The organism is Metabacillus rhizosphaerae, assembly GCF_037201795.1.
Classification (GTDB): Bacteria; Bacillota; Bacilli; order Bacillales; family Bacillaceae; genus Metabacillus; species Metabacillus rhizosphaerae.
This window is the reverse complement of sequence record NZ_CP147403.1, coordinates 1,331,187-1,343,436: the sequence shown is the minus strand read 5'-3', so window position 1 is coordinate 1,343,436 and position 12,250 is coordinate 1,331,187. Positions and strand designations below refer to the sequence as shown.

The window sequence follows — 12,250 nt, the reverse complement described above, 5'->3', positions numbered from 1 at the left end:
TTACAATTGTCAACATATTAGGAATATTCAGTAAATTATGTAAGAATACTAAATTTTTAGCTTTTACGACTAGTACACAACCTGTGTTTTAATAAGAATTTCTGAGCAAATCTCTTTCAAATTCTGATAAAACGATTTTTCAAAATATTTATTTTTGTGAAATTATCTATGTAAAAAAGAATTTTTTTCGAGTTGTTACATAATGAAGGCAAAATAAAAAGAGCTTTAAACCCTCGATCTGTAGACGATCAGTAGACAGAAGAGTCAGCTCCAAATTTAAACACTATATATAAAATAATGAAAGCTTTTTAAAAAGCAACACTGAATATTTCCACTTTCTCCTTATACTTGTCCAGGTTTATTGACTCCTCTTCATTTGTAATAATTTTAGCTTGATGTAGATCAGCAAATTTTGAAAAGGAAACCTCTCCAAATTTCCTATGATCTGTAAGGATAAACGGTTCACGAGAGAGGGCAATAGCCTTTGCTTTCAGTTGTGCTTCTTCAGGATCAGGAGTAGTAAAACCTAGTTCATGGTGAATTGCATTTGTTCCGATAAAGCATTTATCAAAACGATAATTTTGAATACTTTCATATGCATTGCTTCCAATCATCGCTCTTGTTACTTTTTTTACACTTCCTCCGATGATATATGTATTTATATCCTTTTCTAGTAATGCATCCAAATGGTCAATCCCATTTGTAACCGCAACAATGTTCTTTCCTTCTAAATACTGGATCATTTGATAGGTTGTTGTCCCTGCATCTAGGTAGACACAATCTCCATCTTCAATTAGCTTAGCTGCATATTTTGCTATCATGCTTTTTTCTTTTAAATTTTGAGTTGATTTTTCAACCATACTTAGTTCTTCACGTTTTCTTTGTAACAGTGAAGCACCACCATGTACGCGCTTTAAATAGTTCTGCTTTTCTAATTGATCCAAGTCACGTCTCAAAGTGGATTCTGAGCTATTTGTTAACTCGACTAAATCATGAATTTTAACATTTTCTTTTTCTTTTAAAAGCTCTAATATCAAACGATGACGCTCAGTGATAAGCAAAAAAACTCCCCCCAAACAATGTTAATTATCTTTTTACTTTAGTATAGTATAGAAATGCTTAAAAATCTTCCTAGAACAAAGTAGGTTTCTCGAATATGACCTTTCTTAGCTAAGCAGAATTTCTAAAATTACCCATAAAAAAAAGCAGTCATTAACTGCCTAAAAATGGTTATACCTATGCATTTTTCATGATGATCGTATCAAGTGTTTTGGCAACTTTACAGCAATCATTTACGATACCTTCAAGAGATTCGTATATTTCTTTGTATTGAAAAATCATAATCGGGTCTTTCATGGTTGCAAACAAATTTTTAATCGACATTCGCAAAAGATTATTCGTATCTGACTCTAGTTCCTTTATTTTTAAAGAATACGGTGTGATAGAAAGTAACTTTTTCCTGGATAAAAGATTGATAGCACTTGAAATTTCAATTGAGCAGTCATGAATTTTTTGAGCAAATTTCTTCATATGCTCTGTAGACTTTGTAACAGAATACATTTCTAATAAACCAGCCGTATGCTCCATACCATCTAATACATCGTCCAAGTATACCGCCAATTGTAAGAGATCTTCACGCTCAATTGAAGTAATATAGGTATGGCTTAATTCTTTCGTAATTGTTTCTACATATCTATCTCCATTAACTTCATACTCTTTTATTGTTTTTAATAAGAGCTGTAGTCCTTGATTACTTGAAATATCTTGTGCCAAAAAAAACGTTGTTGCACTTTGTATATTATCTGTCATTTTTAATAGTAATTCTGAGAATTTATCCTTTTTTCCCCTAAAAAAAACCATTGTCTTTTCCCCCATTGAAACCCAAAAAAATTAGAAAACGTTGCTTCTCGTAAGAAATGGTGAAAATCTTCGCTCTTTGTAAACGAAGAAAACTTCACATCCTTAACGAATTATATAGAATTTTGACGAGTTTTGATAGATTTTGTCGAATACTTTACAAAAAATTTACAATGTCATCATGTCTTTAATATGAAGAGGTAAAACATGAGGTACAAATAATTGTACATGAAAGCGATTGCTTTTTCTAATATAAAAAAGATCTGACTAATGAAAGCCAGATCCTACATTTTTATTCTTCTTCAACTAATGACTTTTTACGACGAAGCTTACTCAATAATTCATAAACAATTGGGACCATGACAAGCGTTAACAGTGTAGAGCTTGTAAGACCACCAATAACAGTTACACCAAGTCCCTTCGAAATAATCCCACTTCCTTCAAGACCTAATGCTAATGGAATTAATGCACCGATTGTCGCGATAGCTGTCATTAAAATTGGACGGAGACGAGTTGTCCCAGCTTCTAATAACGCCTCACGCGTACTTAGTCCTTCTTTCTCTTTATGGATCACTCGGTCAATTAAGACAATAGCATTCGTTACAACGATACCGATAAGCATTAATGCACCAATCATCGCATTTACACTTAACGTTTCACCTGCAATTAGCAGTCCAACTAATGCACCAATGACCGTGAACGGTAACGAGAACAAGATCGCAAATGGTGCCAAACCACCACCAAATGTAATAACTAGAATAAAATACACGATCGCGATTGCTGCTAACATTGCTAAACCTAGCTGTGTAAACGATTCTTGAATATCTTCGGTTACTCCACCCATGTTAATATCAATTGAGGATGGAACATCGATATCCTCTACTTCAGCTTGAACATCTGCTGATACTTTAGCTACATCATCAGTCTTAATTTCTCCGGAAACTTGAACATAGATTTTCCCATCACGTCTTGTGACCGTATTAGAGGTTTCGCCTTCTTTCACCTCAACAACATCGCCAATCTTCACTTCTTTTCCAAGTGGTGATTGAATCGTTTTATCTGTTAGGTCATCTATTGTTTCATAGTCTTCCTCTTCTACTTGAAGATAAACATCTAATTCTTCTCCATCCTTTTCAACTTTTGTTAAAACAGGACGTTCTCTTGTTGGACTTAATTCCATACCAATTTGTGCTGCAGATAATCCAAGCTTGCTTAACTCTTCATGATTTGCAACAAACGTATATTCATCATACGTTTCAGACATACTTGATTCGACATTCTTTAATGAATCATTACTTTCCATAATTTCTTGTACTTCTTTTACAACTGGCTCGATGTCTTCCATGTTGTTCCCATATACAAACATCGTAATCGCATTACTTGCTCCTGTAGAAGTGAAGTCTTGTGAAGCCCACTCTCCGCCACCCTTTGCAGTAGCCTTTAAGTCTTCAATTACCTTTTCTTTCTCTTCAGTAAAGTTTTCTGTATCATCCTCATATTCAACGAAGAAGATCGCACTATTTGTATCATCAGGATTCATAGGATTTTCACTTCCTAATGAATATTGGACAGTTTTTACATCTTCTCGATCCATAAAGAAGCTTTCGGCAATTGCTGTCTGTTTTTCAGCCTGTTCTCTCGTTTCACCTGGTTTTGGTTTATACGTAACCATCATCATTTTTTCTTCCTCAGATGATATGAAACTCACGCCAATAATTGGAACAAGGAACAAACTACCAACTAACATTAAAATAGCAATCGATGACGTAATCACTTTATGATTTAATGTCCAATTTAAAATGCTGCGATACATTCCAGTGAACTTACCTGGTTTATGTTCATCATGTTTAATCTTAGTTTCGCCGTAAAGGCTTTTCTTAAATAAACTATGCGCCATCATTGGAACAATTGTAATGGCAACTAGCAATGATGCTAAAAGTGAAAATACGATCGTTAAGGCAAAAGGTAAGAATAATTCACCAATCATTCCTTTAACAAGCGCTAATGGCAGGAATACTGCTATCGTAACGACTGTTGAGGACAAAATCGGCATGAACATTTCTTTCGTTGCTTCACGTACCAATGCTTTTCCTTTAAGAACCTCTCCTTTAAGAGACATTCTTCGATAGATATTTTCAATAACAACGATAGAGTCATCAACGACACGGCCAATTGCTACAGTCATGGCTCCTAGGGTCATCATGTTTAGTGTAATATCCATTTGATTTAACAGGATAACCGCAATTAACAATGATAACGGAATCGAGATGATTGAAATCAATGTTGATTTAATATCTCTTAAAAAGATGAGAATAATCACAACAGCGAAGAGTGCCCCAAACAATGCTTTACTTAACATTGTGCTAACAGACTCTTCAATTGGAGTAGCTTGATCAAGTGTATACACAATATCTAAGCCTTTCAGTTCATCCTCAAACTCAGATAATTCTGCTTCCACTTCTTTTGCTACATCTACAGTATTTGCATCTGTTGCTTTTACAATTTGGATACCAATTGCTTCTTTCCCATTTGTTCTAGAAATGGATTCTGCTTTACCAACTAAATTAATTTCAGCTATCTCAGAAAGCTTTACTGTTGGTAGCTCAATTGCTTGTGCTGCTTGTGCTGCTTGTGCTGCTTGCTCCTGACCAGCAGCTGCAATACCCATACCTGACTGACCAGTCATACCTGAAGCTTGTTCCCCCATTGCAGCTTGCCCAGCTCCTGGATTTTGAGGTGTAACAGGTATTTCTAGATTTTTCAGATCTTCTAAGCTTGTAATATTACCGTCTACTACAACTGATTTTTCTGTCTCATCTAATGTGTATAGGCCTAGCGGAAAATTAACGTCAGCTCCTTTAATAAGGTTTTGAACCGTTTCCTCATCAAGGCCGTACTCTTGCATTTTATCATCATTGAAGACAAATTCTACTTCCTCTACTTGCTGACCTGATATTTGAACAGAAGATACCCCGTCAACTCCTTTTAATGCAGGAAGGATGCGGTCTTCAACGATCGTCGTAAGCTCAGCTAGTGATTGCTCATCATTTGCAATACTTAATGCTAGGATAGGAAAGGCATTTAGGCTAAGTCGAGAAACTTTAGGCTCATTTGCACCTTCTGGTAATTCAATATCTTCTAAAGCGTCGTTTAATTCATCCTCTGCTTCATCCATATTCTTTTCAAATCCATATTCTACTTGAATGGATGATGCATTTTGCATGGAGTTTGAACTTACTACATTAACTCCATTTAGATTTTGAACGATTTGCTCAATTGGTACGGATACGTTATCGGCAACTTCCTCAGGTGTTGCTCCCGGATATACTGTTGTAACTGATATGATTGGAGTGTTAATATTAGGTATTGTTTCCAACTTCATATTTAACCCCGAATACAGTCCGGCTACAGTGATAATGATCGTAAGTAACCATACAGCAAACTTGTTTCGTAAGACAAAATTAATTATGCTATTCATGTTATCCCCCAATATATTGATTATCAATTGACTAATAGGTCACAATATCTAATAATATAAATGACCAGGTGGTCATAGTCAACGTTTCTGGAAATAATCAGACATTAATTTTTTGTAAATGTGAACAAAAGGTCATAATACTTTTAGCATATCCAATACAATTGCTAAGAAACTCTTAAGGAGAAAAAGATGAAGGAAAAGGAAAAGAAAATTATTGAAGCAGGAATTAGTCTTTTTGCTAGAAAAGGTTATTCTTCTACTTCGATCCAAGAAATCGTCGATGCTTGCGGGATTTCAAAGGGAGCATTTTATCTCTATTTCAAATCGAAAGAGGCACTATTACTAGCAGCTTTTAAATATCAATTTCAAACCATCCAATCAAAGCTAGATGCCTTGCCAATAAAGGACTTAACACCACGCGAAACCTTTATTGCTCAGCTAGTGACACAGCTGGAAGAAATTCAAAAAAATAAAGAATTTATCATTATGCAAACTCGTGAACAAACGATTCCGATCAATTCAGAGGTCGAAGAATTCGTAAGAAAAATCAGCTCAGAGATCGGAAGTTTTTATCATAAATCACTACTAAATATTTACGGCACAACCATTAACCGGTTTATTTATGATTTAAACATGATTCTCCAAGGTATCGTTCATTCCTATTTAAAGCTAATTATTTTTGATAAAGCTACCATTGATCTACACAAATTAGCGGGGTTTATTCTTAACAGAATGGATGATCTTGCAGCTGGATTTACCAGTTCGAGTGAAGAACCTATTTTAACCGCTGATCGTGTAGAAAAATTGTCTAAATTGTATCCAGAGCCGAGTCGAGAGGATATCGTAAGACAAATAAAGCTTTCTAAGGACAAGATAGATAACGAGGATATTATTATTACTCTAGATGTACTAGAGGGAGAAATTGAGAGGGAGACACCAAGAAGTCCTGTCATACAAGGTATGTTAGGTAATTTAAGGGATGAACCTGCTTTATATGATCTGAAAACAATCATCGAAAAGTATTTTAAATTGAAGTAGATACAATAAGTATGTGATTTTAGTGATTTCTTTATGATGGTCAAAATAATAAAGGGAAAGGCAATTAATAATCTGCCTTTCCCTTTATTTATATTTAACATACTTTATTTCCCTTATGACTCATTTAATTGCTTAACTGAGTTTCTGTAGACAATTTTACCTTTTACAGAAACTTGCTCCCATTTCTTTTGCTTACTTTTCAGCTTAGAAATGATCAAATTTACAGCGGTTCTCGACATTTCCTCGATATCTACTTCAACCGTTGTAAGCTTTGGTTCAGCAATTTGCGCATAAATATCATTATCAAAGCCTACAACTGAGCAATCCTCAGGTACACGATAACCTAATGAATTCAGCTTGTTAATTAAATTATAGGCGATTTGATCACAGTTACAAACAAAGGCTGTAGGAAGCTTTTCGGGCATCTCCAAGTCAATATACTTGCCACGATCATCACGATCATTGATAATATAAGCTTGATTTAATGGTAATTTATGCTCTAGTAGCGATTTATAATATCCTAAAAAACGATCTTGAATACTACTAGTAGAATAGATATTTCCAACAAACCCGATCTCTTTGTGACCATTTTTTATAAGGTGATTCGTCATTTCATAAACACCAGAGAAATTGTCAGTGATAACTGTATCTGCCTCGGCATCCTCATTATAAAAATCTATATAAACGATCGGGATTTCAATACGATTTAACAGATTTATATAGTCATTACTAATTTGTCCTAAAATAAGAAGTCCATCGACTTTTTTATCATAGTAGATTCTTGGTAATACATTGTGGTCCTCATCTTCAGAGCTAAGAATATGAAGAATACCACTATACTGGTGCTGGTCCAAAACTCTTGCAATATGCTGGTAAAATTTCAAATAAAATGACTGTATTTCACCCGTAAAGCGTTCAGGAATAATAACACCAATATTATATGCTTGGCCTTCCTTCATTGATTTAGCTAAAGTATTAAATCGATAGCCCATCTCTTCCGCTACCTCTTTGATTTTTTGCTTTAGCTCATCGCTTACACCTTCTTTATCGTTCAATGCTTTTGAAATGGTGACACTACTTACACCAAGTCGAGCAGCAATGTCTCTCATTGTTACATTATTTCCCAAAATACCCACCTCCGACACTCACTGAAATAAACAATTAAATTAATATAAGTAAATTGAATTAGAACGGAATTCTCCTTGTATATACATTTATTATAATGTAACTTGCATCTAAATGCTCTATTATCTTTAAAAGAAATACTTACTATAAGGACTTGATTACTAGAAAAAAGGGTTCGTTATTATTCTATTTTTGCCTTTATTCAAAAAAAATAGCCCCCTAAAGGAGCTTTAACTTTGACCACACAAATTCATATGCGGTGATCATGGATGGGAAACAATTAGCTCTAGTGTCCCTGTTACAGTTAGCTGTGTTATGTGTGCAGTTAGGATAAAGTGATCACCCTTTTTAACTGGAAGTGTTTCTTGACCAGTTGTTACCTCACCTTGTCCTTTAATCACGCTACAAAGTAAAAACGGCGCTTCACGTTCAGATTGATAGTCACCAGCAACCTCCCATTTATAAACAGAGAAGTACTCTCCTTCTACAAATGTCGTTATTTTTGTTCCACCTTGAACTTCAGATTGGAAATTCGCTTTATTCTCAGTATCAGGCACTGTTGTCACATCGATTGCCTTTTGTAAATGGAGTTCTCTTTTTTCACCGTTTTGATCGACACGGTCATAATCGTATACTCGGTAGGTTGTATCAGAGCTTTGTTGTGTTTCAAGAACTAATGTCTCTTCACATAATGCATGGATTGTTCCGCTTGGTACGTAAAAGAAATCACCCGGCTTTATCTTCACTCTTCTTAAAAGATCTTCCCACCTGCCTGAATGAATCATTTGCACAAGCTGTTCCTTAGAATGAGCATGGTGACCGAAAATCATTTCAGCATCTTGCTTACAATCAATAATATACCAGCATTCTGTTTTACCTAATTCACCGTTTTCGTTTACTTTCGCATATTGGTCATTTGGGTGAACTTGTACACTTAAATCTGTCTTAGCATCCAATATTTTTGTGAGAAGTGGGAAACGATCTCCACTAACATTACCAAAGAGCTCACGATGATGATCCCAAAGCCAGCTTAATTCTTTTCCTGCAAACGGTCCATTTTCAACTGTGCTATTTCCGTTTGGATGAGCACTAATCGCCCAGCATTCCCCAGTTTGTTCACTAGGAATTTCATAACCAAAGGAATCCTTTAAAGTTGTCCCACCCCAAATTCGTTCTTTAAAAACCGGTTTTAATTTGAGTAGCTCGATCACATATTTCTCCTCCTTACAATCTACTTATTTGTGACTAGTAACACTCTATAGGACTGTTCCAACAATCCTTTCTAGGTACGATCGATCATAGGTTTTATTCATCTATTATTCTATGTATCTAACACTCATATAAACGCTTTCATTATAGCATGAAATTATTTAGTAGAAAGGGGGTTTGGGGAGACAAGATGGAAACCCCCTTTTCTGATTTTAGATTACTTTATCGATAACTTCAAATAAACTATATCGTTTAGTCTCTCAAGTTGTCAATGCTTGAATCAATACATCTCGATTACAAAATAGGTGAGAGCAATCGGGAGATCGACTCTTTGAAGCGGATTAATCTTGGGCGCTGATGATAGGCTTCTAATGATAGCTCCCTGGATAATGCGATATCGTTTTGAAAGAAATCATCAAGCTTTCGGGCAATATGAGTGTCATAAATAAATGCATTTACCTCGAAATTTAATTTAAAGCTTCTCACATCTATATTTGCTGTACCTACAGATGAGATTTCATGATCAACGATAATCGTTTTCGCATGGATAAAGCCATTTTCATAAATATAAACACGTGCCCCTGAGCTTAACATTTCACCGATATATGACATGGTTGCCCAATAAACAAATGGATGATCTGGTTTATTTGGAATCATGATATTGACGTCCACTCCAGATAAGCAGGCAATTTTTAAGGCATCAAGCACACTTGCATCGGGAATAAAGTAAGGTGTTTGAATACGAATCGTCTTTCTCGCAGTTGAAATCATTTTAATATATCCGTTTTTAATCTGCTCCCATTCTGAATCAGGACCACTTGTAACAATTTGTAAGCTACTATTCCCTTTTCTCACTGGCTTTGGAAAATGCTCTTGCAAGTACGAAATATTTCTCTTATGTGTTGCCTGGTTCCAGTCTAGGATAAAGCGGGTTTGTATCGCATAAACGGCTGGACCTTGGATTCTTAAATGGGTATCTCGCCAATAACCAAACTTAGGGTCAAGGCCTAAGTACTCGTCACCAACGTTAAAGCCACCTACATATCCGATCTGACCGTCTATAATCACAAGCTTACGATGGTTTCGATAATTAAGACGTAAATTAATCCATCTTAGCTTCGATGGAAAAAATTCTTCCACCTCACCCTCTGCTGCTCTTAGCTCGGCAAAAAAGGAGCTTCGTAATCCTCTCGAACCTAAATCATCGTATAACACTCTTACCTTTATTCCTTGCTGGGCCTTTTTGGTTAACGCCTTTATAAGTCGATTTCCAAGCTGGTCATTTTTTAGAATGTAATATTGGAGATGAATATGATCTTTCGCATTTTCGATATCCTCTAACAGCTTATCAAATTTCTTATTTCCATCAATAAACACATCTACATGATTTTCTTTTGTTAACACTGCATCATTATTGATCAAATGCATGTAAATAAGCTGTTTATTATCTCGCTCAGTTTCACTGCGAAATTCAAACGTATCGTTCCGTATTTGTTCTAATTGCTTGCTTAATAATGTTTCAATCCCAAGCTTTTTCCGATCCTCCCACTGAAACATATGGTACCGACTTAAGTTTTGCCCAAAAAGCAAGTAAAGCAAAAACCCAAGCAAGGGGATAAAAAATAACACAAGTAACCATGCCCATGACGAAGAAGCATCTCTGCGTTCACGAAAAATTACAACAACTGCAAAAACAATATTTAATAAAATAATAATTCCAAGTAAAATTGATACAATATGCATGTATGATCCTCGCTTACTATATTTATATACATAGTATATCGCGGAAACCGCTATTTCAGAAATAAACTACCAGTAAATGTTAGAATGAAGTTTATAATATTTGGCTCTTTTCTAAAAGATTGTTGTTTTTGAACAAAACTGATTAGGGTGATTGGAACGGATATGCGAGACTCCTGTGGGAGTAGCGGGACAGATGAGACCCCGCAGGCGCTTCGCGCTGAGGAGGCTCATCGTCCGCCCCACGGAAAGCGAGCATCCTCTCGCTGCAATCAACCAACCCAATACTATTTTAAAAGCAACAAAGTTTGCGAAAACAGCCTAATATTTTGTCGAATACACTGTGAGAATACTCTTTAGTATGTTAAAATATTTCTTAATGAATTTTCAAAATTTTTATCTTCCATAGAGGTGAAACGAGATAATGAATGAATTAGCACAAGCTTTAAATAATTCAATGAAAGAAGACAACGAACATGTCTATAATATGTTGTCTCAATTAGGGAAAGAATTGTTTTATCCAAAGGGGATTTTAAGCCAATCTGCAGAAGCAGGGAAAAAAGCCCATCGTTTCAATGCAACAATTGGTATCGCTACTGAAAACAATCAACCGATGCACTTTCAACACATTCAAAATCTTTTCGGTGATAAAATCGCACCTAAGGACCTTTTCCCATACGCACCACCACAAGGAAAAGAAGATTTACGTAAAGTTTGGAAGAAAAAAATTCTTAATGATAACCCTAGCTTAAATGAAGAATTAGTCGGTTCACCAGTCGTAACAAATGCCCTTACACATGGATTAAGCATTGTGGCTGACTTATTTGTCGACGAAGGCAACCCAATCATCCTTCCAGATAAATATTGGGGTAATTACAACATTACCTTTAAAGTGCGTCGTGGAGGAACGGTTACAACGTATCCATTATTCAACGAAGCAGACGGTTTTAATGTTGATGGCTTAAGAGAAGCGATCCAATCGCAAAAAGCAGCTGGAAAAGTTGTCGTGTTATTAAACTTCCCGAACAATCCAACTGGCTACACACCTCTTGAATCAGAAGCAAAAGAAATTGTTGCTGTTCTTAAAGAAGCAGCTGAAGAAGGCATAAATGTAGTAGCACTTATTGATGATGCGTATTTTGGATTATTTTACGAAGATTCAATTAAGGAATCAATCTTTAGCCTATTAGCTGACGCACACGAACGCATCCTCGCGATTAAAGTAGATGGAGCAACAAAGGAAAACTACGTATGGGGTTTCCGTGTTGGATTTATCACATATGCTAGCAAAAGCGCTGCCGTTCTAAACGCATTAGAGCAAAAAACAAAAGGAATCATCAGGGGAACCATTTCAAGTGGCTCACACCCTTCTCAATCAATTATTCTACAATCATTACAGTCAAATGAGTTCAATGTAGAAAAAGAGCAAAAATTTGCGCTAATGAAACGCAGAGCAGATAAAACGAAAGAAGTACTTGCAAAAGAAGAATACCAAAAGTACTGGACATACTATCCATTTAATTCTGGATACTTTATGTGCCTTAAACTTAACAACATTAACGCAGAAGAGCTTCGTTTACACCTATTAGATAAATACGGAGTCGGAACAATTTCAATCAATTCCACAGATCTTCGTATTGCATTCTCTTGTGTTGAGGACTCAGACATAGAGGAATTATTTGATTTGATTGCTAAAGGTGCAGCAGACTTGCAGTAATCATATATGATTAGAAATGCCCGCCATGAATGAATTGGCGGGCTTTATATTATCTTAAAAGAGAAGAATACATTCAAAAAAAGACT

At 35.6% G+C, this 12,250-nt stretch carries 8 protein-coding genes; 2 read left to right on the top strand and 6 right to left on the bottom strand.

Going from position 1 to position 12,250, the window contains the following annotated elements; all coding sequences use genetic code 11:
* Window positions 1-308: 308 nt before the first annotated feature.
* The 3 genes from WCV66_RS06420 to WCV66_RS06410 all read right to left on the bottom strand — a co-directional run bounded on the left by WCV66_RS06420 (window position 309) and on the right by WCV66_RS06410 (window position 5,335).
* Window positions 309-1,061, bottom strand: a complete 753-nt coding sequence (locus WCV66_RS06420) for a DeoR/GlpR family DNA-binding transcription regulator (protein ID WP_338788329.1) — start codon at window positions 1,059-1,061, stop codon at window positions 309-311.
* A 175-nt stretch (window positions 1,062-1,236) separates the two neighbouring features.
* Window positions 1,237-1,860: a DUF47 domain-containing protein gene (locus tag WCV66_RS06415; protein WP_338788328.1), complete on the bottom strand. Its 624-nt coding sequence runs from the start codon at window positions 1,858-1,860 to the stop codon at window positions 1,237-1,239.
* Between the two features lie 289 nt (window positions 1,861-2,149).
* Window positions 2,150-5,335 (bottom strand): efflux RND transporter permease subunit, encoded by a 3,186-nt coding sequence (locus WCV66_RS06410; RefSeq protein WP_338788327.1) that lies wholly within the window; start codon window positions 5,333-5,335, stop codon window positions 2,150-2,152.
* Window positions 5,336-5,524: 189 nt separating this feature from the next.
* Between WCV66_RS06410 and WCV66_RS06405 the strand changes: the two genes are divergently transcribed.
* Window positions 5,525-6,373, top strand: a complete 849-nt coding sequence (locus WCV66_RS06405; protein WP_338788325.1) for a TetR/AcrR family transcriptional regulator — start codon at window positions 5,525-5,527, stop codon at window positions 6,371-6,373.
* A 113-nt stretch (window positions 6,374-6,486) separates the two neighbouring features.
* On the opposite strand, the gene WCV66_RS06400 is transcribed toward WCV66_RS06405, so the two are convergent.
* From WCV66_RS06400 to cls, 3 genes are all read right to left on the bottom strand, one after another.
* Complete coding sequence (locus WCV66_RS06400) at window positions 6,487-7,500, bottom strand: substrate-binding domain-containing protein (RefSeq protein WP_338788324.1); 1,014 nt, start codon at window positions 7,498-7,500, stop codon at window positions 6,487-6,489.
* A gap of 261 nt (window positions 7,501-7,761) precedes the next feature.
* Complete coding sequence (manA, locus tag WCV66_RS06395) at window positions 7,762-8,709, bottom strand: mannose-6-phosphate isomerase, class I (RefSeq protein WP_066335574.1); 948 nt, start codon at window positions 8,707-8,709, stop codon at window positions 7,762-7,764.
* 292 nt (window positions 8,710-9,001) lie between these two features.
* Window positions 9,002-10,450: a cardiolipin synthase gene (cls, locus tag WCV66_RS06390; RefSeq protein WP_338788323.1), complete on the bottom strand. Its 1,449-nt coding sequence runs from the start codon at window positions 10,448-10,450 to the stop codon at window positions 9,002-9,004.
* A gap of 421 nt (window positions 10,451-10,871) precedes the next feature.
* On the opposite strand from cls, the gene WCV66_RS06385 reads away from it, so the two are divergent.
* Window positions 10,872-12,164, top strand: a complete 1,293-nt coding sequence (locus tag WCV66_RS06385) for an aminotransferase class I/II-fold pyridoxal phosphate-dependent enzyme (RefSeq protein WP_338788322.1) — start codon at window positions 10,872-10,874, stop codon at window positions 12,162-12,164.
* Window positions 12,165-12,250: the final 86 nt, after the last annotated feature.

Coding starts and splice junctions, on each gene's coding strand:
- WCV66_RS06415 (WP_338788328.1), bottom strand. CDS start 1,860: ATGGTTTTTTTTAGGGGAAAAAAGGATAAATTCTCAGAATTACTATTA.
- WCV66_RS06405 (WP_338788325.1), top strand. CDS start 5,525: ATGAAGGAAAAGGAAAAGAAAATTATTGAAGCAGGAATTAGTCTTTTT.
- WCV66_RS06410 (WP_338788327.1), bottom strand. CDS start 5,335: ATGAATAGCATAATTAATTTTGTCTTACGAAACAAGTTTGCTGTATGG.
- cls (WP_338788323.1), bottom strand. CDS start 10,450: ATGCATATTGTATCAATTTTACTTGGAATTATTATTTTATTAAATATT.
- WCV66_RS06385 (WP_338788322.1), top strand. CDS start 10,872: ATGAATGAATTAGCACAAGCTTTAAATAATTCAATGAAAGAAGACAAC.